The 24069-nt window shown below is 54.8% G+C and carries 16 protein-coding genes; all 16 read left to right on the forward strand.

All coding sequences use genetic code 11. The annotated features are described in order from the left end of the window. The first annotated feature begins 41 nt into the window (after positions 1-41). Positions 42-1490, forward strand: a complete 1449-nt coding sequence (gene rhaB, locus IAE55_RS01985) for a rhamnulokinase (protein ID WP_200630781.1) — start codon at positions 42-44, stop codon at positions 1488-1490. A 36-nt stretch (positions 1491-1526) separates the two neighbouring features. Then, positions 1527-2804 (forward strand): L-rhamnose isomerase, encoded by a 1278-nt coding sequence (rhaA, locus tag IAE55_RS01990; protein WP_200630782.1) that lies wholly within the window; start codon positions 1527-1529, stop codon positions 2802-2804. Positions 2805-3210: 406 nt separating this feature from the next. After that, positions 3211-4485 (forward strand): BNR-4 repeat-containing protein, encoded by a 1275-nt coding sequence (locus IAE55_RS01995; protein WP_200630783.1) that lies wholly within the window; start codon positions 3211-3213, stop codon positions 4483-4485. A gap of 240 nt (positions 4486-4725) precedes the next feature. Beyond that, the gene (locus IAE55_RS02000; RefSeq protein ID WP_200630784.1) at positions 4726-6516 is read left to right on the forward strand and encodes a sensor histidine kinase; all 1791 of its coding nucleotides are present in this window, start codon (positions 4726-4728) and stop codon (positions 6514-6516) included. A gap of 119 nt (positions 6517-6635) precedes the next feature. Beyond that, on the forward strand, positions 6636-7385 hold the full coding sequence (locus IAE55_RS02005; RefSeq protein ID WP_105443167.1) for a response regulator: 750 nt from the start codon (positions 6636-6638) through the stop codon (positions 7383-7385). A 150-nt stretch (positions 7386-7535) separates the two neighbouring features. Further along, positions 7536-8876 (forward strand): extracellular solute-binding protein, encoded by a 1341-nt coding sequence (locus IAE55_RS02010; RefSeq protein ID WP_200630785.1) that lies wholly within the window; start codon positions 7536-7538, stop codon positions 8874-8876. Between the two features lie 275 nt (positions 8877-9151). Further along, on the forward strand, positions 9152-10033 hold the full coding sequence (locus IAE55_RS02015) for a carbohydrate ABC transporter permease (RefSeq protein ID WP_145946094.1): 882 nt from the start codon (positions 9152-9154) through the stop codon (positions 10031-10033). Between the two features lie 23 nt (positions 10034-10056). Next, positions 10057-10902 carry a carbohydrate ABC transporter permease gene (locus tag IAE55_RS02020; protein ID WP_200630786.1) on the forward strand — a complete coding sequence of 282 codons (846 nt, stop codon included), beginning with the start codon at positions 10057-10059 and terminating at the stop codon, positions 10900-10902. A 4-nt stretch (positions 10903-10906) separates the two neighbouring features. Further along, a complete protein-coding gene (locus IAE55_RS02025) occupies positions 10907-13153 on the forward strand; it encodes an FAD-dependent oxidoreductase (protein WP_200630787.1) in 2247 nt (748 codons plus the stop codon). 209 nt (positions 13154-13362) lie between these two features. Further along, a complete protein-coding gene (locus IAE55_RS02030; protein WP_145157218.1) occupies positions 13363-15438 on the forward strand; it encodes a serine hydrolase domain-containing protein in 2076 nt (691 codons plus the stop codon). Between the two features lie 211 nt (positions 15439-15649). Continuing rightward, positions 15650-16330, forward strand: a complete 681-nt coding sequence (locus tag IAE55_RS02035) for a serine/threonine protein kinase (protein WP_200630788.1) — start codon at positions 15650-15652, stop codon at positions 16328-16330. Between the two features lie 79 nt (positions 16331-16409). Next, entirely contained in the window at positions 16410-16784 is a 375-nt protein-coding gene (locus IAE55_RS02040) for a MerR family transcriptional regulator (RefSeq protein ID WP_145157220.1), read from the forward strand. After that, entirely contained in the window at positions 16785-17102 is a 318-nt protein-coding gene (gene trxA / locus IAE55_RS02045; RefSeq protein ID WP_105443161.1) for a thioredoxin, read from the forward strand. 272 nt (positions 17103-17374) lie between these two features. Next, positions 17375-20053: a discoidin domain-containing protein gene (locus IAE55_RS02050; RefSeq protein WP_200630789.1), complete on the forward strand. Its 2679-nt coding sequence runs from the start codon at positions 17375-17377 to the stop codon at positions 20051-20053. A 255-nt stretch (positions 20054-20308) separates the two neighbouring features. Further along, positions 20309-21601 carry a cupin domain-containing protein gene (locus IAE55_RS02055; RefSeq protein ID WP_200630790.1) on the forward strand — a complete coding sequence of 431 codons (1293 nt, stop codon included), beginning with the start codon at positions 20309-20311 and terminating at the stop codon, positions 21599-21601. A 44-nt stretch (positions 21602-21645) separates the two neighbouring features. Beyond that, positions 21646-24060, forward strand: a complete 2415-nt coding sequence (locus IAE55_RS02060) for a glycoside hydrolase family 95 protein (protein ID WP_325168593.1) — start codon at positions 21646-21648, stop codon at positions 24058-24060. The last annotated feature ends 9 nt before the right edge of the window (positions 24061-24069 follow it).

Raw genomic sequence — 24069 nt, forward strand, 5'->3', positions numbered from 1 at the left:
CATGGATGAGAACGAACTTGGTTCAGAAAGGGGATGGAGGTATGGATGCTCATATCGCCGTTGACATCGGGGCATCAAGCGGGCGCCTTGTTCTCGGAAGGCTGAAGGATTCCAAGCTGGCGCTGGAGGAAATCCACCGATTCGACAACGGCTTCCGTGAGCTGGACGGCTCCCTGTACTGGGATATCGAGCATTTGCTGGAGCAAATCGTTGCAGGGCTGCAGGCAGCCAAGAAGGCTGGCGTCGAGTCCTGTACTTTGGGGATCGATACCTGGGCGGTGGATTATGCACTGGTCGACCCGGAAGGCAGGAGGCTTAGGGAAGTCTATGCGTACCGTGACCGGCGGACGGATTCGGCCCCGGCTGAGCTGGAAAAGCTGATTTCCCGCGAAGCTCTGTATGAGAAGACAGGCATTCAGCAGCTGACGTTCAACACGATCTACCAGCTGTTTGCACATGACTGGGAAGAACGCGCACGGGCGGACCAGGTTCTGCTCGTACCGGATTATTTGTATTTCCGTCTGTCAGGCAGACGGATCAACGAAGTGACCAACGCGTCCACCACCCAGCTGCTGAACTTGCAGAGCCGGGATTATGATGCAGAGCTGTTGTCCATTCTCGGGATGCGGCGGGAACAGTTTGCCGCGTTGACCGAGCCGGGAACCCCTCTTGGAGGGCTGGACCCGGCACTTCAGCAGCGGTACGATTTGCCGTTATGCAGCCTTGTCGTTGCGGCAACCCATGATACCGCTTCCGCGGTGCTTGGAGTGCCCGCCCGCGAGGAGAGTTCCTGGGCCTACTTGAGCAGCGGTACATGGTCCCTTCTGGGCGTGGAGCGGGATCAGCCCCTGAATACGAAGGAAACCATGACAGCGAACTACACCAACGAATGGGGCGCTTACGGAACTTATCGTTTTTTGAAAAATATAACGGGCCTCTGGTTAATCCAGGAGGTCCGCCGGCAGAGCGGGGACCGGTACAGCTTTGCTGAGCTGGTTCAAATGGCGGAGCAGAGCGAGCCTTACCGCAGTCTGATCGACTGCAACGACGACCGGTTCCTAAATCCGCCGGATATGGCGGAGGAGATCCGCCGCTTTTGCAGGGACACCGGGCAGAAGGTTCCGGAGTCGGTGGCCCAGGTGGCACGCTGCATCTTCGACAGCTTGGCTTTAAGCTACGGCACGTACCTGGATGAGCTGGAAGCGCTGACCGGAGAATCCGTCGAAGTCCTGCACATTGTGGGCGGCGGAGCGAAAAACGAGCTGCTCTGCCAGCTGACGGCGGACGCCACCGGCCGGGAGGTCTGCGCAGGCCCCGTCGAATCCACGGCGCTCGGCAACCTGATGGTCCAGATGATCCAAACTGGAGTGTTCAGGAATATTCATGAAGCGAGAAGAACCGTTGCCGAATCTTTTGAAGTGACCCGCTATAAACCGGGCCCACTCTCGGCCGGCGTGAAGGAACGCTGGAATAGGATCGTGAAGAAATGATCATTTACCAAATCCAATTCTCGGGAGGCAAGTAACATGGATCAACAAATTCAGAAGAGCTATGAGGATGCCAAAATGCTGTATGCCCAGCACGGGATCGACGTCGACAAGGCGCTGGAAAAGCTGTCGCAAATTAAAATTTCGCTCCACTGCTGGCAGGGGGACGATGTGCGAGGTTTTCTGTTCAGAGAAGCGGAGCTTAGCGGAGGAATTGCGGTAACCGGCAGTTATCGGGGACGCGCGGCCACGCCGGATCAGCTGAGAGACGATCTTGAGAAAGCCTTGTCTTTGATCCCCGGCAAGCATAAAGTGAATCTCCATGCGATATATGCTGACACCGAAGAGAAGGTTGACCTTGACGAGCTCGAACCCCGCCATTTTCAGCGTTGGGTCGATTGGGCCAAAGATCAGGGACTTGGTCTGGATTTCAATCCTACGTATTTCTCCCATCCAAAAGCGGCCGACGGTTTTACGCTAAGCCATGCAGATGAGGAAATCCGCCAGTTCTGGATCCGCCACGGCAAGGCATCCCGCAGGATTGCCGAGCATTTCGGCCGCGAGCTGGGTCAGCCCTGCGTGACCAACAGCTGGGTACCCGACGGGTACAAGGATACGCCGGTCGACCGCCTGTCGCCGCGCCAGCGGCTGTGTGATTCGCTTGATGAGATTTTCAGCGAAGAGATCGATCCGTCCTATAACATCGACGCGGTGGAGAGCAAATTGTTTGGTTTGGGTTCCGAGAGCTACGTTGTGGGTTCGCACGAATTTTATATGGGTTACGCGCTGTCACGGGGAAAATCGGTCTGCCTCGATGCCGGGCATTTCCATCCGACCGAAGTGATCAGCAACAAGCTGACGTCCATCCTGATGTTCAGTGAACATTTACTGCTGCATGTCAGCCGTCCCGTGCGCTGGGACAGTGACCATGTCGTAACGATGGATGACGAGCTGCTCGAAATCGCCCGCGAGCTGGTCCGGGGTGATTTGCTGCCGAGAACGAGCATCGGCCTGGATTTCTTTGACGGCAGCATCAATCATATTGCAGCTTGGGTTATCGGCACCCGCAATACGATCAAAGCGCTTCTTCGGGCCATGCTGGAACCGGTGGATGAGCTGAAAAGGATCGAGCTTGCAGGCGATTTCACCTCACGGCTGGCTTTGACCGAGGAGTTCAAATCCTACCCTTTCGGAGCCGTGTGGGATTACTACTGCGCTTCGCAGGGCGTGCCTGTGCGTGAGCAGTGGCTGCATGAAGTGAAACGCCATGAGGAGCAAGTGTTATCCGGTAGATACAGCCTGGTTCAGAACTCTTAATTTCTGGCAGCGCTGAGAATGAAGTGCTTTAAATAACAGTAGCGACGCCGCATACGGCGTCGTTTTTTTACGTCAGCAATAAACGTATCGTGTGGTCTGGCAGGGCAGAATTATTCTCGCACCATACATCTCGCTAAGTTTAGTCCATGCAAGCGGCTGGACCGTTTTAATGGGATGTCCGAGCACTGCTAATTCGTTCTATATCTGTTTCCAACTGAATGAAAAGACGTGATTTTGTTCTATGGGATGCATCAATTTGTGTATGACACGGGGGTCGAGCCTCGTGCTACGATTACCGTGCGCATGAGCGTTCTAATAACATGAAAGCGCTTCACATTGTGGGCGGGATGGAGTCTCATGCTTCAGGCATATGAATGGGTTACTTTAACTAAAGGAGGCCGATGTTATGAAAAAAGGAAGACCGTGGAAAATCGGAGTGGCGGCGTTGATGCTGGCTGCGCTCCTGCCGTCAGGGATGGGCAGTGCTGCCGCGGCGTTGACCGAGGTGCCATATGCCATGGATTCAAGCAACCAAGCGGGTTGGTGGACGCCCCTCGAAACGTATGGAACGGGATTGGAGTACGCCTACATGGCGTATAACGCGCCGGGAAGCGCCGAGTCAACGCATAAAGTATATATCGCCAGGCGGGATGGGAACGGGGAATGGTCCAATATTCCTGTCATGAACGGGAGCTCGGTTGCAGAATACAACGATGATTTGGGACATAATCAGCCCTCGATCGCGCGGGACGGGAGCGGCAGGTTTCACGTGTTCGCTTCAATGCACCACGAAGCATGGCATTATTTCCGGTCAGACACGGTAGGGGGAGCGCCACAAAACCATTCCGCCGATATGCCAACGCCTTCCACATTTAAAGGCACCTATCCCGTCTTGACCACGGCACCGAACGGAGACGTATACCTGTTGATCCGGTCCGGCGAAGACGCCGCCGGCTACCGTTCAGGGCAGCTGTTCCGGTGGGATAACGCGGCTTCCACATGGTCCAAGGTGGCCGTGATCGGCTCGTCCTTGAACAAATCATTCTACCCTGATGATCTTGTGTTTGATGCGAACGGCGACCTTCACATATTGTTCGAGTGGTCCGCATTTGCGGCCAGTCCGCTGCGGCATGAATTGTCTTACGTCAAATACAGCCCATCGACAGGCAGCTTCTACAAGGCCGACGGCAGCGCCGTTTCCTTGCCGCTGACGCCGGGAATCGCCGATATCATCCAGCCGCTCGCCCCGACAGAAGCGTATGTTCAGACGGGAAGTGATCCCGGTGGTCCCGGTGTGCAGAGCGCCAAACTGGCCGTCGATTCGTCCGGAAGTCCCGTCGTAGCCTACCGCTACCGGGAGGAAGGCAGCACGACCTTTTCCGTGAAGTATGCATCCTATGGAATCGACGGCTGGAACCTGCAAACCGTGTATAACGCTTCCGAGACCAAGGCAGCCATTGATATTACATGGGCAGGCTCGGTGCCGCGGGTGTACTACGCCAAGAGCAGCGGTACGGACCGGGCATTTATGGCCGCCCCGACGGGCGGCGGCTGGAGCCAAACGTCCATCGCGCCAGGCAAGCCGATCGAGCGTCTTAGTGTAGAGCGTAATGATAACGGTATCGATATTTTGTACCTTGTGGACGTCACGAACCGCAAGCTGTATTACGGTAGAAACTGAGCCTGCGATCTTGCTGAAAGCGAGATCAAAGTATACGTATAAATCTCCTGAAGGACCGCATAAGGGTGCGGTTCTTTTTCTCATTAACTGGCAGGACCAACAGCAGCGTGTCAATAGAACGATTTGATGTTTTTTGCAGGCTTGCACGCTACAAAATTACGCTCTTGTACGAACATTGTTATCTAGGGACATCGTGTGAGATATAATGGGAGCACCACGTGTAAAAAAGGAGTTCTCGTTATGCGGAAATGGCTCGGTCACCTCATTCCCCACAAGCTGAAATACCGGTTGTTTGCCCTGTTTGCGCTCGTCATTTTGCTTCCGTTCAGCGTGCTGAATTTGTACAACTACCAGAAAATCGAATCGCTTGTCCAAAATAAAATCAGCGAGCAGAGCCACGAGCAGCTGGACAATCTGCACCGGTCACTTGAGGATCAGCTCAGCATTGCGTTCAAGACGCTGATTTTCCTGGAACAGGATTCCGAGGTGAGACGCATTCTGCAGAAGCCGGAAGAACGGTCGGTACTGGACAATAAAGAGATCATGGAGGACAAGTTCAAAGGGCTCAACAACAGCTTTTTCCTGTACAATCCGTCTGTCTATTTCACGCTCCTCGACAACAGCGGCCATGTGTATACGTCCTATCCGCCGAATACTTCCCTGAATTACAGCCAGATTGTTTCTAACGCATCTTTCAAGGCGCTTAAGGAATCCAAGTCCTCTTATCTCTGGGTGTCCGACGACGCCAATTACGTGTCACGGGACATCAGTAAAAGCCCGAGCCTGCTGTCTTTGTACGCCGAACTGCGTGACCGGAGCAACAAAGCCTACGGCTTGGCGCGCATCAGCATCGATTTTTCCTTCTGGTTTCAATCCATGCTGCAAAAATCCGAAAGCGATCAAGCCTACTTCATCATGACCCGTACCGGTGAGGTGATCGCAAGGTCGATTCCCGATTCGTCATTGTCTGCCGCAGCCGTCAAAAAAATCGCAGACATGCCGCAGAGCGGTCATTGGACGGATCAGCAGTCCGACACGCTGGTGAATTACAGCTATTTGTCTTCCCTGGATTGGTACCTCGTGGATCGAATACCGCTTCATCTGCTGTTCCGGGAAATCGAAACGCTGAAGAAGCAATACTTTGTAACCTTTTATGCCATTACCGCCGCATTTATTGCGGTTGCGTTCATGATTGCCCATGCGTTTACAAGGCCGTTGTCGCATATGCAGATCAAGATGAAGGAGGCGGTCCGCAAGGATCTGCGGATCCGGCTGCCTGAGAAGCGGTACAAGGGAGAAATTTTGGAACTGACCCGGACGTTTAACACGATGATGGTCGATATGAACGGTTTGGTCCAGCGGCTGCGGGCCGAGGAACGGCAGAAGGATGCGGTGCATTTTCAAATGCTGCTGGCGCAGATGAACCCCCATTTTCTGCTAAATACGCTAAACACGATCAAGTGGATCGGCCTGCGGAGCGGTAGCGAAGAAATCGTCGAGATTTGCCTGTCGCTCGGAAAGCTGCTGGAGACGAGCCTCAACTCCGACGTGGACTTGATTCATCTCGGGGATGAAATCGAGCTTACGCGGGCCTTTCTCTATATTCAGCAGGTGAGATATGGGAACCGCTTTCAAGTGGAGTTCAGCTATGATGAGGAACTGGTGTACGCGCTGGTGCCGAAGCTGAGCCTGCAGCCCTTGGTGGACAATGCAATCAAGCATGGCATCGGCAATATGGCCGAAGGCGGACGGATTCTGATCCGGATGCGGCGCAGCCCGCTGCTGCAGGACCGGCTCACTCTGGAAGTCGAAGATAATGGCGTCGGCATCGAGCAGTCCACCAAAAATCAGGGCGAAGCCCGCAAGCGTCCGAGTATCGGATTGCAAAATGTGAGGGAGCGGCTGCGCCTTTTGTTCAAGGACAAAGGGGAGCTTGAGGTCATCCCGCTTGAGCAGGGTACGCTGTGCCGGATGCACCTGCCGGTGCTGCTGTCCGAGCCTTACGAGAATACGCGTCAATCGATATCATGAACGATCTAAATGGAACTAAAATGATGATCCGCTGATTTCTTGGGATGTGCAACTGTTCTAAGTCTGATCTGTGACTTTCTTTGGTTCCTTCTATCTAGCTGTTAAGGAGTGAAACGCGGATGTGGAAAGTGCTGCTGGTTGAAGACGAAACCTTTGTTAGGGAGTCGGTCAAGGAGATCATCCGGTGGGAGGAGATGGGCTTTACGCTTGCAGGCGAGGCGAGCAATGGTTTGGAAGCGCTGCCGATGATCAAGAACGACCCGCCGGATCTGGTGCTGTGCGACATCGTCATGCCGCAAATGGACGGCCTTGAACTTCTGCAGGAAACACGGAAAGCCGGCATCGGGTCCAAGTTCGTCATGCTGACCTGCATCGGGGACTTTGAATCCATGCGCCGAGCGATGGAATACGGAGCCTCCAACTATATTTTGAAGCTGTCCATGAGCGTGAAGGATCTTCGGGAGACGCTGTCCAAAGTGAGCAGGGAGCTGTCTGTCCGGCAGCCGCAAGTCGAACGACCGGTTCGGCAGCCGGCGGCCCGGGAGAAGATTACGCACCCGGAAGTGAACAAAATTATGGAGTATATCGAACAAAACTACGATCAGGACATTACGCTCAAATCGCTCGCCCGTTATGTCATGATGGGGGAAAACTACGTCAGCGCCTTGTTTAAAAAGAAAACCGGGGAGACCTTGATCCACTATCTGCACCGGACGAGGGTCGAGAAGGCCATCGAATACTTGACGACGACGGACCTTCCGGTCAATCGGATCTGCCAGAACGTTGGTTTTATGAACGACAACTATTTTATTAAAATTTTTAAACGGATGACGGGGATGACCCCGAGCCAGTACCGGATGAAGCAATAGAACAAAATGCATATTCATTATCTGTCACGAGCCACCGAACTGCGTATTTCTGTTCCATGGGAATCATGATTCTGTTACTTACGGCGGGGCCCGCCGCTTTGCTATCCTTGAGCTGCAACAAACAATTCATTTTGATACGGGGGGCTTCAATTGAGAAAAAAAGGTTGGCTTGCGGGATTCGTATCGCTGGCGCTGATCGCGGGCGTGGTATCGGGCTGCTCCGGCGGCGGAAGTAAGGGGGATGCCGGGGGGGCGGCAGGCAGTGCAAAAGCCGCTTCGTCCGCTTCAGGCGGTGCCGTCAAACTGAAAATGTGGGGCGGGGTTCCGCCGGAGGCCGGGCCGCAGGAGGTGGTAGATGCCTGGAACAAGGATCACCCGGACATTCAAGTGGAGTATGTGCGCTTTGTCAATGACGATGAAGGCAACTTGAAGCTCGATACAGCGATTATGACCGGACAGGATGTCGATCTTTTCGTCAACTATTCCGCTTCCCAGGCGTCAAAACGGGTTGCTTCTGGGGCTGCGGCTGACCTGAGCGCCTTCACGGACTATAATATCGATGAGAAAATGGGGCCCGAAGCGGCCGGCTGGAAGATCGATGGCAAATATTATGGTGTACCGACGACAAAAAGCTCCTTTTTCGTCGCGCTGAACAAGGATGCGCTGGATGCAGCCAACCTCCCGGTTCCAAAGGACTGGACCTGGGACGAGATGAGGGAATACGCCAAGAAGCTGAAGAAGGGCGAAGGATACGGTTTTATCCAGAATACCGAGCCGTTTGTCGACCCGATCGACTCCGTGCTTGCCAAAGAAGGCTATACCAAGGCGGACGGCAGCTCCAACTTGGATCATCCGCTTGTGCGCAAATGGCTGGAAAGCTTGTACGGCATGATGAAGGATGACAAGACGACGCCTCCGCTCGGCGAGCAGCTGACGTCCAAAATGCCGGTCGAGCAAATGTTCCTCAGCGGTGAAGTGCCGATGCTGAACATCGGGGCCTGGCTGCTCCGCAGCTCCAACAACTTTACCGATTATCCGCGCGATTTCAAAATTGCGTTCGCCCCGGTACCGCGGCTGGAGGAAGATGCGGCCAACTATGTCACGCGCGGCGGTATAGGCGATTATATATCGATCAACGCCAAGTCCAAGTATCAGAAGGAAGCGTGGGAGTTCCTGAAATGGTACGCGGACGGCGGCATGGCACCGATGGCAGCCGGCGGGCGTCTGCCTGCATCCAAGGATGCGGATCAGGATACGGCGCTGAAGAGCATGCTGGGAGACAAGGGAGACACCTACGATCAGGAATCCTTGATGTACGTCATGTTTGACAATAAGACGCCGACCTTCGTCCGTACCGTCCCGCAGGAGGTTATGGATCTGCGCTCGCAGGAATACGAGAAGTACTTCCTGGGGTCCCAGGACCTGGACGCGACGGTGGCGGCTATGGTGAAACGCCATGACGAATATTTAAAATCCAATCCGCAGCAGTGACCTATCGCCACGAGAGTGGTGCGCTCATCTGAACACAAGGGATGGCCAAGTCTATTGGCTGTCCCTTGCCGCATTCTGGATAACTTCTTGCCCCCTTTATTGATCCGATTGCCCGATTATAGATAGAACGATTTGATGAACAAGCGCAGCGAGTCGTCCTCGAAGCGCTTTTTTTGCATCATTTTGTGATATGAAGACGATGGTTTTGTTCCTTCTGCGAAACGTCCCGGCTTGCTAGACTGAGGACATCAAAAATATGAAAGTAGGCGAAACGCATGAACAACCATTGGATGAGAAGGCAGCGCAGGCTGGGTTACGTCTTCATCGGGCCCAGCATGATCGGCGTGCTCCTGTTCTTTCTCATACCGGCCGCATACTCTCTGGGTTTGGTCTTCACGGATTACAAATTCATGAATCCCAAGGTCGGGTTCGTCGGTCTTGATAATGTAACCCGGATGCTGCACGACAAGCTGTTTTACCTGTCCTTGAAAAACACCGTGCTGTTCCTCGTGGCGGTGCCGGTGTCCATCGCGCTCGGCTTTGTCGTCGCGGTCATCCTGAACCAGCGGATTTACTTGAAAAAGCTTCTGCGCGCCCTGTACTTTATGCCGTACATTACGAGCGGGGTGGCCGTCGCGTTTGTGTGGATGCTGCTGTTCCAGCCGAAACAGGGGCCGATCAACGGATTCCTCCGCGGCATAGGCATCGATCATCCGCCGGGCTGGCTGTCGACGACAACCTCTTCGATGTTTGCGATCGACATCATCTGGATCTGGTTTCTGATGGGGTATAACATGATCATTTATTTAGCCGCGCTGCAGGAGGTATCGCCGGAGCTGCTGGAAGCCGCGAAGATCGACGGCGCCCGGGCGGGACAGCTGCTCCGCAAAATCATCTGGCCGCTCGTCAGCCCCACCACGTTTCTGCTGCTGGTGACCGGAATGATCATGACGATCAAGACGTTCGGCATCATTCAGGCCACGACGCAGGGCGGCCCTGGGAACAGCACGACCATCTTGTCCCTGTACGTCTACCAGAACGCCTTCCGGTACTACGACATGGGCTACGCCGCCACGATATCGTGGGCGCTGTTCATCATCATCCTGATCATTACGGTGATCCAATGGATCGGCCAAAAACGATGGGTTCATTACTAAGAGAAAGAGAGGCCTGAAGCATCATGGAACTCCAAAAACGACTGCTGGCCGGCACGCCGGGCAGGCTGCTGGTGACGCTGATCATGCTGGCGCTGGCCATCGTGATGGTTATGCCTTTTCTATGGATGATCAGCACGTCTTTGAAAACACCGACCGATGTATTCAAATACCCGATCGAGTGGATTCCCGCGCATCCGACGTGGGAACACCACCTCAAGGTGTGGACCGGACCGAAAAGCTTCGGTACTTACTACCTGAATTCGCTAAAAATTGCCCTGATCGGCATGGCGGGCGCCACGTTCCTGTCCGCGTTTGCGGCATACGGTTTTGCCCGGATCGAATTCAAGGGAAGAAACGCATTGTTCATGCTATATTTATCCATGATGATGATTCCCCCGCAGGTACTGTTCGTGCCCAAGTTCATCATGTTTGAATGGGCCGGCATTTATAATACGCATCTCGCCCTGATTCTGCCCGGCCTGTTTACGATTTTCGGTGTATTCATGCTGCGCCAGTTCTTCCTGTCCATTCCCCATGAGATATCCGAGTCGGCTTTTATCGACGGGGCAGGGCATTTCCGGATCTTCTTCCGGCTCATTCTGCCTCTCGCCAAACCGGCGCTGGCCACCTTGGCCATTATCGATTTTTCCTGGCAGTGGAACGATTACGAGAACGCGCTGGTCTTCCTGATCGATGAGCGGCTGTACACCATTCCGCTTGGACTTCAGAACTTTATCCTGGAAAATACGGTGGACTACAACGGCATGATGGCCGCGGCGTCTGCGGGCATTATCCCGATGATCGTCGTGTTTGCGATCGGCCAGCGCTACATTATTCAAGGTTTGACCAACTCTGCGGTGAAAGGGTGAGAGGATGAAAACCACGACGATGCGAAGCGACGTAACCGTCATTGGCGGCGGACTGGCCGGCGTATGTGCCGCTATTGCGGCGGCAAGGCTCGGCAGCCAGGTCGTGCTTGTGAACAACCGCCCGGTACTTGGCGGCAATTCAAGCAGTGAGGTGCGGGTGTGGGTATGCGGGGCGACCGCGCACGGCATCAACCGGTACGCTAGGGAGACCGGCATCATGGGCGAACTGTTCGTCGAGAACCAGTACCGTAATCCGGAAGGCAATCCGTACCTGTGGGATTTGGTGATCCTGGAAGCGGTGCGGGCGGAGCCGAACATTACGCTGCTGCTGAATACCGATGTGCATGAAGTCGAAGCGAACGGGCCGGAGGAGAACCGGACGATCCGGTCGGTGACTGGCTGGATGATGGGCTCCGAGCGGCGCATCCGCATGGAAAGCCCTGTCTTTCTCGATTGTACCGGCGACGGTCTCGTCGGCTTTATGGCGGGCGCCCGCTACCGGATCGGCCGGGAAGCCTCCCGTGAATACGGGGAAGCGTGGGCGCCGGAGGAGGCGGACGGCATCACCTTGGGCAGTACGCTGTTGTTTTACACGAAGGATGCGGGTCATCCCGTCCGGTTCGTACCGCCTTCTTTCGCCAAGGACATTACGCAGACGCCGATTCCGATCAAGCGGGTCATCCGAAGCGGCGACTCGGGCTGCCATTACTGGTGGATCGAGTGGGGAGGCGAACTGGACACGGTCCATGATAATGAAGTCATCCGGGACGAACTATGGTCGGTCATCTATGGGATCTGGGATTATATTAAAAATTCAGGGCGGTTCGATGCCGAAACCATGACGCTGGAATGGGTCGGTTCCATTCCGGGAAAAAGGGAATATCGCCGCTTTGTCGGCGACTATGTGCTGAACCAAAACGACATCATAGGGCAGGAGCCGTTCCCTGACCGCATCGCCTTCGGCGGCTGGTCCATCGATCTGCACCCGCCGCAGGGGATGTATGCCGAAGCCAGCGGATCCAAGCATATGCACGCGGACGGCATCTACCATATTCCGTACCGCAGCCTGTATTCGGCGAACGTCTCCAACCTTTTGTTCGCCGGCCGCAACATCAGCGCTTCCCACGTGGCTTTTGGCACAACGCGCGTCATGGCGACCTGCGCGGTGATGGGGGAAGCGGCCGGAACAGCCGCTGCGCTTTGTGCGTCCAAGGGCGTGCCGCCGCGGGCCATTTACCGCTCGCATCTGCACGAACTGCAGCAGACGCTGCTGCGCCAGGACGCGGCCGTCATCGGCTTGCGGCATGAAGACGACCAGGATCTCGCCCGCCAGGCAAAGGTATCGGCCTCGTCGGTCCGCGGCAGCATCGGCGCCACCAAACCGCACTCAGCCTACCGGCTGGAGCGGGATGCCGCAATTTTGTTTCCGGTGGAGCCGGCAGTTGAAGGGCTGGAGCTGCTCGTGAACGCGAGCGGGGATACCCGGCTTGCCGTGGAGTTGTGGGACACCGGCCGTCCGGAAAATTACGTGCCCTGCACAAAGGTGGCTGAAGCCGAAGCAGCTGTTTCCAAGGGCGAAGCGCAGTGGATATCCCTTCCGCTGGCTTGGGCACCGGACACGCCGCAGAATGCTTTTGTCATCATCCGCGGGAATAAGGACATCAGCCTGTACCGGGCGGCTGAACCCCTTACCGGCGTCCTCGCATTTGAGAAGGGGGCGGTGCCTAACGCTTCAGCTGATTTGGAGGACCATGACGAGAATCAGCCCGTCGTGGCCTGGAGCATGAAGGCGCTGGTTCGGCAGCCGTTCTGCTTCAATGTTCTGGGTACGACCGCTGCCTATTCGCCGGCGAAGGCGGTCGGCGGATACAAGCGGCCATTCGGCGGACCCAATCTGTGGGCGTCAGATCCGATTGGGCCGGAAGACGAGGCATGGCTGCAGTTGACATGGGAGAGTGAAATCACGCTGCAGGAGGTGCGGCTGACATGGAACGACGACGTCAACGAAGACCTGATTAATCTGCATCATCACCGTACACCGTTCGAAATCATCCCTGAACTGGTCAAGTCATACCGGATCGAGGCATGCATCGGTGGGGAATGGGGCACGATCGCCAGTGTTAAGGATAATCGGCGAAGAAGCAATCGGATCGCTTTGAATGAGCGCATTTCCACCGACGCGCTGCGCCTCGTGATCGAAGAAACGAACGGGGCTCCTGCCGCCGAACTCTTGGAGATTCGGGTATATTGATTGGAAGGTCAAAGGAACCAATCATCGCAAAAGTACGGTTTAAGGCAGCCATCCACTAAGATGGCTGCCTTTTCGAGTTAGCGCAAGTTAGATAGATGGTCCTATGTCGAACCGCAGTATGAGACGATGTTCCCTTTTTGTTGGAAAAGTGAACCAAATTCGGGGTGATGAACGTAGTACCGAATAGTCCAACAAAAGGAGGTTCATTCATGAAAAAAAGGATGGCATGGCTTCTGACCGCCGCACTGACCTTGACCCCGCTGGTTCCAACCGCAGCGATGGCGTCCGGCACGGAAGCGACGGTTCCGGCCGCCAAAGGGCTTGAACAAATCGCCGCAGAGAAAGCGGAACTGCTCACGAAGCAGTACGGGACGATCAGCGTGCAGTACGCGCTCATCGACCAAGGAAAGATTCAAGTCTCCGGCCAAACCGGAACGAATGATCAAGGGGGCAAGGTTCCGTTAACGAGCGGCACGATGTACGGCATCGGCTCTACGAGTAAAATGTTTACGACCGCCGCCGTCATGAAACTGGTTGACGAGGGGAAGATCAACCTGGATACCCCGCTTGTACAGTACATACCGGAATTCAAAATGAAGGATGAGCGCTACAAGCAAATTACCCCGCGCATGCTGCTGAACCATTCCTCCGGGATTCAAGGTTCCAGCCTGAATAATGCGTTTTTGTTTGAAGACTCGGACCCTTACGCGCACGACACCCTGCTTGAGCAGCTGTCCAAGCAAAGCTTGAAGGCCGATCCGGGCGCTTTCTCGGTGTATTGCAACGACGGCTTTACGCTGGCGGAGATCTTGGTGGAACGCGTAAGCGGGATGAAATTTACCGCCTTCGTTCATCAATATTTCACCGGACCGCTGGACATGAAGAATACCAAAACTTCGCAGGATATGGTGGATCCTTCCAAAACGGCAGGTCTCTATTATCCCGGCATTCAGCAGCAGCTGCCGAACGAAACGGTGAACGTGATCGGCACGGGAGGCATTTATTCCACAGCGGAGGATTTGGCGCGGTTCTCGCAAATCTTTACCGGACAACAGCAGGGCATCCTGTCAGCCAAGTCGGTGGAAGCTATGGGTCAGCCTGAATACAAAAAAGGATTGTGGCCGAAAGATGCGGACAATTCCATTGATTATGGCCTGGGCTGGGACAGCGTAAGGCTGTATCCGTTTAATGATTATGGCATCAAAGCGGTCGTCAAAGGCGGGGACACGATTCTGTACCACGCTTCGCTGATCGCCCTTCCGGAGCAGAATATGGCTGCGGCTGTCGTATCATCGGGCGGAAGCAGCTCGACGAACCAGCTCCTGGCGACACAAATTCTGCTGGAAGCACTGAAAGAAAAAGGGAAGATCAAAGAGATCAAGCCGGACAAATCGTTCGGGAAGCCGGTTCCGGCCAGCATGCCGGAAGATCTGAAGAAGGATGCCGGATATTACGGCTCGACCAATCAACTGGTCAAGGTTGACCTGAAGGATGGAATGATGTCCGTCTCGGTTCCGAATGTGCCAGAGTATCCTGCGGAGAAATATGTGTACACTTCGGACGGAACGTTCGTGAACGAAGCGGGTACCGCGAAAGTAAGCATTGTGAAGGAAAAGAATGGCTTGACTTACCTATGGGTACAGGAATACAGCAGCGTTCCTGAGCTTGGGCAAATAGCGTTGTCCCATTACCTGGCCCAAAAGCTGGACAGCAACCCGCTTTCAAAGGACACGGCCAAAGCTTGGGATCAGCGTGAAGGTAAAACCTATTATCCGGTGAACGAAAAATACACGTCGGTCATGTATTTGATGAAGCCTACGCTGGAGATCAAGCGGGCCCAAGATTTCCAAGGGTATTTGAACGACAAAAAAATTACCGGACCGAATACGGCAGCCAGCGTTCTTCAGGTTCCGGGCATGGGCGGCCGGGACACGTCGGAATACAGCTTCTATAAAAAAGACGGAGCCGAATACCTGGAAGCCGCGGGCAGCGTATTCGTCAGCGAGGATCTGGTGAAGCCGCTGTACCATGGCAAACAATCGACCGTCAGCATCAAGGCCGATGGTTATGCAAGATGGTTCACGGTTCCGAAGCAAGCCGCCGGAAAAACGATGACAGTGAAGCTTCCGGTTGAAGGAGGATTCGTCGTTTATGACGCCGAAGGCACGCTCGTAAATATGAGTGAAGTCAGCGGATCTAACCAAGTTGTCCTGCCTAAGGACGGAACCGTTGTTTTCGCAGGAGACGCCGGATCTTCGTTCGACGTCAAACTCGATAAAAAGTAAGGTATAATACGTAACCTGCAATCATCATTCATCATTTCATAGCTATTGAATGCAGAACCACCGCATCCTTCATTTACTAAAGGGGCGGTGGTTTTATATTACAGAGGGAGCGAAATTCTGGCTGTAACCAACGAGCTGCCATTCACTTGGATTACCCGGCTCAAATACAGTAGAATAAGTAAAACCTAAGCTAACAGGGGGCGGTCGAACAATGAACAACAGTAACGAGTGGAAGCAGGCCGAACATGCTCTATCCCGAATGGAAGTGCTGAAACAAGGCAGCAACGAGCCGGTGGCGATAACCGGTGAATCGGAGGATTTAGTCTGTATCGGCATCGGAACCGACGCGGCTGTGTTTGTATACGAACCGCTTCCAGCGTATGCATATAAGCTGTACACGGAAGCTGCGCTTCCAAAGAAGCAGGCGGAAATTCATGTCTACAGCCAGCTGGAAGGCAGTCCGTTTTTTCCTGTGTTTTACGGATCCGGAGAACGCTATGTCGTCATCAGCCGGGAAGAAGGTATGACTCTGTATGATTGCCTCCTGTACGGAATTCCGGTGCCAAGGCAGGTCATCGACGACGTGGATGCCGCCCGTGCATTTGTAAGGAGCAGAGGGCTTAACCCAAGGGACATTCATCTGAAAAATGTGCTGCTTCAGGACGGGCGCGGGAAAGTCATTGACGTGTCTGAATATGTCCAGAGCGGAAACGATAAGCGGTGGGAGCATCTGGAATGGGCGTATGACAACGTGTATCCGCTGCTGGAAGGCAAAAGGATTCCCTTATGGCTGATCGAAGCCGTGAAGACGGCTTATAACCATCTCGATCCGTTGAACATTAATTTACAGGAATTTTCCGAACGCATACGAAAGCTTTTTATAAAAAATTAATTGGCCTGCCTCTTGACCCTCACATTAGTGTCAGGGTTTACGATAAAGACCTACCGGGCAGGAAGGAGGAGATGAGGCCTTGAACATTGGAGAATTGGCGGAGCGGACCGGTGTTAGCATTCGCTCCCTTCGTTACTATGAACAAAAGGGGCTGCTTACGCCGCTGCGAAAGGAGAACGGGTACAGGGAATATACCCTGTTTGCAGTCGAGCAGGTGCAGGCCATTCAGCTGTATTTGAACCTTGGATTGTCTACAGACGAAATATCCGGAATATTGCAGTGTGTCTTGCAGAATAAAGAAGCCTTTTGTAAAGACGTGCTGCCGATCTACCAGCAAAAGCTTCAGGAGATCGATAAACAGATTCAGGTGCTGACCAGCATCCGGGCCAATTTGACCGAGCGCATCGATTCCATCCTGCTCGAACGATCACTATCAGGTCAGGAGGAAGGTTAAATGAGTATTCAAGCGGTTGACGATACGACGTTTGCGTCGCAAATAAGAGCCCAGGGAACCACATTGGTGGAATTTGGAGCGGTATGGTGCCCTCCCTGCAAGAAGCTGCTCCCCATGCTGGATGAATTGTCTGAAGAGATGGGGGATCAGGTGCATTTTTTGAAGGTGGACTGCGATGAGTCTCCTGCTACCGCTAGCCAATATCAGGTGATGTCCGTTCCGACGGTCATCGTGTTCCGCGACGGTGAGGCTGTCGAGAAGCTGGTCGGCCTTCGGCCGAAGAGCGTTTACGAGCAGGTTGTATCCAAGCATAGCTGACATGGGGATTAAGCTGTAAGCGAAGCTGGACGATTTTCCCGGTAAGAAGGGTGGATTGTCGCATCCGCGGTGAGATTTGATAATTAGGATGAAGTCATCAGTAGACGGCAGTTCCGGAAGCATGGTTCGCATGCTGGCCGGGCGCCGTCTTTGTCTGTTTAGAGGAAGGAATAAGAAAACACAAACTGATCGATAAAAACGACATGTTAAACAGTGGAAAGCCTTGTTAATATGTAAGCGATTTCAAAACAAGAAAGGTGGGATATGATTTGATGGGTTGGAGGAAAAAGGTCAGCGCCAGTCTGATCGTATTGATGATCTGCTCCCAAGCGGCAATGGCCGGAGGGAAGCAGGCAGTTGACGCTGCCGCAGCCGGGGACGTGAACTTGGTGGTTGGCAGTACGGCGACAGCAAGCTCGGGCAGCGCAGCGAACGCGGTGGACGGCAAAGGCGAAACCGTATGGCAGCCATCAGCCGCCGACAGAAAGGATGATATGAACGTGTGGCTTTCCATCGACTTGGGTAAGGAGGAAACCTTCAACAAGGTGATGTTCAACCTGAACCGGGCAGACAATCTTAAGGATTACCAGCTGCTCTATTCGAACGACCAGACGAATTGGGATGAAGTATTCAGCAAAAACAAGGATTTAAGCGCATCGGAAACCGCCAGCTTTGAGGCGGTCAGCGCACGGTATTTGAAGCTGAGCCTGAATCTCAGCAAAGACCTGAACGTGCAGCTGTCCGAGCTGTCCGTGTATAACAGTACGGAGGCACCTGCACCGGCGGACCTTCAGCGGATCTATTTTACCGATGCGGCCGGAAAGGAATACCCGAACAACAGCGAAATCCGGCTGAACAAAGGAGAAGAAGCAGAGCTGTTTTTGAAAGGTGAACTGAAATCCGGCAGCGTCGTGGATTTAAGCGAAGTGGCGAAAACCTTTAAATCTTCCACCATGGACGTGTCCGTATCCCCTTCGGGAACCGTGACGGCGAACCAGGCCGGGGCTTCGCTGATGCAGGCGGTCGTACATACAACGGAAGATTTGAAGACAAGCGATCTATGGGTAGTCGTTGATGATCCCGCAGCCTTTCAAGGTGAAGCCTATGTCGTTAACTCGAAACTGACGCATCCGCGGATGAAGACGGAGATCGGACAGCCGGCCGTCATCGAACCGCGGGACGTTTATCCGACCGTGTCCCTGACGCCTACCGTAAACGGAAATGTCACAGGCGAATTGATTTATAACGGCAACAAGACAGTTGATGCCTTGCCAAAGACAGCGTTGTCTAAAGGAGAAGCGGTGGAATGGACGCCTGTGGGGAAGGCGGACCAGCAAGGGTCCTATCAGCTGCGATTGACGATTGAACAGAGCGGCAAGGAACCCGTGTACGAATCATATTATTTTACCGTGCTTGATCCCAAAAGCGTTCCTGCGGGACAGAGCCCAATCGCTTTCCTGGGTAAAGACGGGAAGATGGTATACGTCGGCGATTACCGCGGCAACCAAATTCTCGACTTCTCGAATGTCGGCTATATGGGCGGCGGTGTAAAGATACCGAACGTGCCTGTAAAAGCCACCGTATCTCCGGGAGACGGAGATGATACCGTACGCATCCAGGCAGCGATCGATGAGGTGGCCCGGCTTCCGCTCGGAAAGGACGGGTTCCGTGGCACGGTCCTGCTGAAAAAAGGCAGATATGACGTCGGTGGCACACTGACTGTCAAAGCCAGCGGGATCGTGCTGCGGGGCATGGGTCAAGACGAAAAAGGAACGCTTATATACGGCACCGGGGCCAATCCGCGCAATTTGATCGAAATCGGGGAGAATGTCGGCCTTGCTTTGGACAGTGGCTCTAAGCAGACGATCTCCGATTTGTACGTGCCATCGGGTGCGCGAACCTTTCATGTGAAAGACGCCAGTGCCTATCATGTAGGCGACCAAATCGTCGTCCGCCGGATCGGGGATAAAAACTGGATTCATGCCATCGGCATGGATTACATTTACAACCGTCCGGGCGGTACGGTAACCCAGTGGTCTCCGTTCAACCTGGATTTTGACCGGGTTATCACGGCCGTCGACGGCAATTCGATTACGGTCGATGCGCCGCTGGCAAGCGCGATCGAGCGCCAGTGGGGCGGCGGTGAAATCTACAAATACACGGATGAGGCCCGTATTCAGCAGGTAGGCGTCGAAAATATGCGGGTGGATTCGGACTTCGATCCGAGCGTCCTCGATACCGTCATGGATAACGATACGACCGACCCGTATTATGCGGACGAGAAGCATGCCGAGCGCTTTGTCGTGTTTAACAGTGTTAAAAACGGCTGGGTCCGGGAAGTGACGGGGTATCATCTGTCGTACTCTCTCGTTCAGATGAGCCGTAACTCCAAATGGATCACCGTTCAAGACAGCAAGATGTACGACATGGTCAGTATCATCACCGGCGGCCGCCGGTACGTGATCCATCAGATGGGCCAGCTGAATTTTGTGCAGCGGATCTACACGGAGACCGCGCGGCATGCATTTGTCGTTGACAGCAGGGTGCAGGGGCCAAACGTATTTCTGGACGGTGAGGCGGTCAAAAATTATAACACCAGCGAACCGCATCACCGCTGGTCCGTAGGCGGACTGTTCGACAATATCAAGGCTCCGATTTCCATCCGGGACAGAGCCTGGCTCGGCAGCGGCCATGGCTGGGCCGGGGCCAATTATGTGAGCTGGAACACAGAGGGAGAGCTCACCTCCCAGCAGCCGCCGACAGCGCAGAACTATGCGATCGGCCATGTCGGCGAGAAGGTGCCCGGTCTGGTTCCGAGCGACTATGATCCCCGTCCGCGAAGCGACGGATACTGGGACAATTACGGCCAGCATGTGACCGTTGAGAGCCTGTATAAGCAGCAGCTGGAGGAGCGGCTGGGCAAAAAAGCGCTGAACAACATACAAAAGTAACCAACAGCTAGTCCCGGCTGAGCAGCATCCACAATTTGTTGAATGAAGCCAGACGATGAAACCATGATTCCCATCCTATTCTCTTTAGAGTACGGCGGGCGGAATCATGGTTTTTTTATCTAAGCATAAAAAAACACAACCGCCAGGAATCTATGCCATGGAGAGACGGGCGGATCAGGAGTAGCATGGAGGCTGGAATTACGTAAGGTGCGGGATATATCTGAAAAGATGTTTTTACTAAAAGGAGGCCTATTTATGAAAGCGCTTCTCGTTGGTTTGGGAGGTTTTGGCGGCGGCTGGTACCGGAAGCTCCGGTCCCAGTACACGGATATAGAACTCGCTGTTGCAGATACAGACTCTGGTAAAAGGACGGCGGTAGAGGCGGATGGAATCCCTTTTTACGAAAATGTACGGGAAGCCATCGAGCGGGAACAGCCAGATCTGTTGATCAACGTTACCCCAAGGGAGGTTCACAAGCTCATTAACGACCTGGCATTTGATCATAAACTGCCGGTATTTTGCGAAAAGCCGATCGCTGACAATTATGAGGATGCCGCCGCGATGGTGCAGCGTGCTGAACAGGAGCAAATTCCGTTTATGATCGCGGAAAACTACCGTACGTTTCCAGCGGTTCGCAGGCTGAAGCAGCTTCTGGACGAAAGGGCGATCGGTGAGCTGCGGTCTATGGAATGCGATTTTTTCAGGCAGCGCCAAAAAATAACGCTGGAACGGGACGAGGTGCTGGAAGAAGTCATCATTCACCATTTTGACCTGCTGCGGTATTTGTCCGGCCGCGAAGTGAGCACGTTGTATGCTTCACGCAGGCATGTGTTTCATATTGTTATGGACCTGCAGGCCGGAATCCAGGCCTCGTTTCGCTGTTCCTTGACCAGCCTGGGGCGGGAAACGCAATGGGCCGGTGATTGGCGGATCGAGGGATCGCTGGGCAGCCTGACCTTTGTGGGCGGCGTGCTCGAGCTCGTGACGGCGGAAGGCGTCCGGCGGATTGAGGATTTTAGCGATGTGGACGCCCCGGGGCCGTTCACCGAGTTTTTACGGTCACTGGAGGAACACCGCCCGGGTGAAACGAATGCCAGGGATTATTTAAAAAATCAGGCTCTGGCGGATTACACGAGGCGGTCTCTCCGGACAGGCGTCCCAGTGGATCCTTCGGACAGCTGGGGTTATGGGCCGGCCGTCATCCGCAATTTTCTTCGGGCCGAACTTACAGGCTCCGTGAGCCATGGGGGGGAAGGCTTGGTGCATGGCAGCAAGCTGTTCGGGAGCGGCGATTTCGATACGCCGCTGAAATTTCTGCATTACACAATCATCCCGCCGGGGTCATCCATCGGCCTGCATGGTCACCGTGAGGATGAAGAACTGTATATTCTGCTTGAAGGCAGCGGGTTGATGACGGTGAACGGAAGAACGTACCGGGTGGAAGCCGGGGACATCGTTCTGAACAAGCCTTGGTGGAGGCACGGCCTGCGAAATGACGGGGATGTGCCGATGAAAGCGATCATTTTTGAGGTGGGTATACCAAAATAGATGTGTATGCAGCAAAGGCCGGAGGAAGAGGAGAGGTGAAGCATGTGGTCAAACAGGATGTCAGCTTGCAAGAGCGTACATCTACAAATACGAGGGACCTTCGATTATGGTACACCCGGCCGGCAGCCGGGTGGAATGAAGCACTGCCCATAGGGAACGGGCGGCTGGGTGCAATGGTGTTCGGCACGCCGGGTCTGGAAAAAGTCCAGCTCAATGAGGATTCGATTTGGTACGGCGGTCCGGGACGGGCGGCCAATCCCCGGTCCCAGCCCTATTTGTCTGAGATCCGGACGCTGCTTAAGGAAGGAAAGCAGGCAGAAGCGGAGCACTTGGCGAGAATGGCGATGACGGCTTCCCCTAAATATGAGCAGCCATACCAGCCTCTAGGGGATCTGATGATCAAATTCCTTGATCAGGAAGGGCCTGCGGAAGACTACGAGCGGCAGCTGGATTTGGAGCAAGCCGTTGTGGACGTTCGATACCGGCACAAGGGCGTCCGGTATCGGCGGAGCTATTTCGCCAGCGAACCGGATGGGGTTCTGGTCATCCGATTGGCCGCGGACCAGCCGGGCCAGCTTACGCTGGCCGTCAATCTCATGCGCCGTCCGCTCGATTATGGCTGCCGGGCTGACCCTTCGGGAGCCATCGTCATGGACGGGGAATGCGGAACGGACGGCGTCCGGTTTAGTGCAGCCCTTCGTGCCGTAATTCAAGGAGGACGGCAGCGGGTTATCGGTGATTACCTTTCGATCGAAGGAGCGGATGCCGTGACCCTGCTGTTGGCGGCGCACAGCACGTTTCGGGTGAAGCAGCCGGCAGAAGTTTGCCTGAAACAGCTGGAGCAGGCGGCGGCCAAACCGTTTGAAACGCTGCTGAAACGGCATACAGAGGAGTACGCGTCCCGGTTCGGCCGCTTTGCGATCGATCTGACGCCGGACGGTGATCCGCATGCCGCACTTCCTACAGACCAGCGGCTGCTCCGGTTGCAGAATGCGTTGGGACATGCAAGCGACGAAGGAAACAGAAACGATTTGCTGCCTAATGAAGCGGAGATTGAAGATCACGGTCTGGCAGCTCTCTATGTCCAATATGGGCGTTATTTGCTGATATCCTGCTCCCGGCCGGGCACCTTAGCGGCCAATCTGCAGGGGATTTGGAACGACAGTTATACCCCGCCGTGGGAATCCAAATATACGATCAACATCAACGTCCAGATGAATTACTGGCCGGCTGAAGTGCTCCATTTATCTGACTGTCATGAACCGCTGTTCGATCTGATCGACCGGATGCGGGCTAACGGACGGGCTACCGCTCGCGAGATGTACGGCTGCCGGGGCTTTACTGCCCATCACAACACGAATCTGTGGGCTGAAACCCGGCCGGAAGGGATTTTGATGACCTGCACGGTGTGGCCGATGGGCGCCGCGTGGCTGTGCCTCCATTTATGGGAGCACTACCGTTTCGGGGGAGATCTGGATTTTCTTGCCGAACGGGCATACCCGGCGATGAAGGAAGCGGCGCTATTTCTTCTTGATTACATGATCGAGGAGGACGGTTATCGGGTTACGGGACCGTCGGTTTCTCCGGAGAACCGGTTTCTTCTCCCGGACGGAGGCAGCGGCAGCCTGTGCATCGGTCCGGCGATGGATTCGCAAATCACGCTGACGCTGCTGTCCGCGTGCTCAGAAGCGGCGGCGATCATTGGCGAGGAGGATCAGACGTTTCTCGGCGAGTTGCGGGAGACGATCGAACGCATTCCGCGCCCGGCTGTTGGTAAACACGGGCAAATTATGGAATGGCTGCGCGATTATGAGGAGGCCGATCCCGGACACCGGCATATTTCGCAGCTGTTCGCTCTGCATCCGGGTGAGCTGATTGATGTTCGGCGCACGCCGGAGCTGGCGGCCGCTGCCGAGCGGACGCTCGCGCGGCGCCTCGCCGCAGGCGGCGGCCATACGGGCTGGAGCCGGGCCTGGATCGTCAATTTCTATGCCCGGCTTGGCATGGGGGAGGAGGCTTACGGGCATCTGATGAAGTTGTTTGCGGTTTCCACGTATCCGAATTTGCTGGACTGCCATCCGCCTTTTCAAATCGATGGCAATTTTGGCGGAACGGCGGGAGCGGCGGAAATGCTGCTGCAATCCCATGCGGGGGAAATCCGGCTGCTGCCGGCCCTGCCAATGGCGTGGCGCTCGGGCCGTGTTGAAGGCCTTCGGGCAAGAGGGGGGTATACCATAGGTCTGTCTTGGAGTAAAGGGACGCTTGACGAGGTGACGATCCACTCCTCCAAGGCGGGCTTGTGCCGCCTGTGGTCGCCCGTCCCCTTGGAGCTGGCGGTTGCCGGTCACTTGGAAGCCGGTGCCTCGGGCGATAAGTCGAACGATGACCCTTCCGGTTTTGAATATGTGATCACCATGGCAGCTGGGGAAAGGTGCGGCATTCGGGCACGCAAAGGATGAACGCGATCG

The sequence above is a fragment of the Paenibacillus sp. S28 genome (assembly GCF_016624415.1).
In the GTDB taxonomy this organism is placed as follows: domain Bacteria; phylum Bacillota; class Bacilli; order Paenibacillales; family Paenibacillaceae; genus Paenibacillus_AQ; species Paenibacillus_AQ favisporus.

What these genes read in the sequence shown, in the direction of transcription:
- rhaB (WP_200630781.1), top strand. Translation starts at nt 42, where the DNA reads ATGGATGCTCATATCGCCGTTGACATCGGGGCATCAAGCGGGCGCCTT.
- rhaA (WP_200630782.1), top strand. Translation starts at nt 1,527, where the DNA reads ATGGATCAACAAATTCAGAAGAGCTATGAGGATGCCAAAATGCTGTAT.
- IAE55_RS01995 (WP_200630783.1), top strand. Translation starts at nt 3,211, where the DNA reads ATGAAAAAAGGAAGACCGTGGAAAATCGGAGTGGCGGCGTTGATGCTG.
- IAE55_RS02000 (WP_200630784.1), top strand. Translation starts at nt 4,726, where the DNA reads ATGCGGAAATGGCTCGGTCACCTCATTCCCCACAAGCTGAAATACCGG.
- IAE55_RS02005 (WP_105443167.1), top strand. Translation starts at nt 6,636, where the DNA reads ATGTGGAAAGTGCTGCTGGTTGAAGACGAAACCTTTGTTAGGGAGTCG.
- IAE55_RS02015 (WP_145946094.1), top strand. Translation starts at nt 9,152, where the DNA reads ATGAACAACCATTGGATGAGAAGGCAGCGCAGGCTGGGTTACGTCTTC.
- IAE55_RS02020 (WP_200630786.1), top strand. Translation starts at nt 10,057, where the DNA reads ATGGAACTCCAAAAACGACTGCTGGCCGGCACGCCGGGCAGGCTGCTG.
- IAE55_RS02025 (WP_200630787.1), top strand. Translation starts at nt 10,907, where the DNA reads ATGAAAACCACGACGATGCGAAGCGACGTAACCGTCATTGGCGGCGGA.
- IAE55_RS02030 (WP_145157218.1), top strand. Translation starts at nt 13,363, where the DNA reads ATGAAAAAAAGGATGGCATGGCTTCTGACCGCCGCACTGACCTTGACC.
- IAE55_RS02035 (WP_200630788.1), top strand. Translation starts at nt 15,650, where the DNA reads ATGAACAACAGTAACGAGTGGAAGCAGGCCGAACATGCTCTATCCCGA.
- trxA (WP_105443161.1), top strand. Translation starts at nt 16,785, where the DNA reads ATGAGTATTCAAGCGGTTGACGATACGACGTTTGCGTCGCAAATAAGA.
- IAE55_RS02050 (WP_200630789.1), top strand. Translation starts at nt 17,375, where the DNA reads ATGGGTTGGAGGAAAAAGGTCAGCGCCAGTCTGATCGTATTGATGATC.
- IAE55_RS02055 (WP_200630790.1), top strand. Translation starts at nt 20,309, where the DNA reads ATGAAAGCGCTTCTCGTTGGTTTGGGAGGTTTTGGCGGCGGCTGGTAC.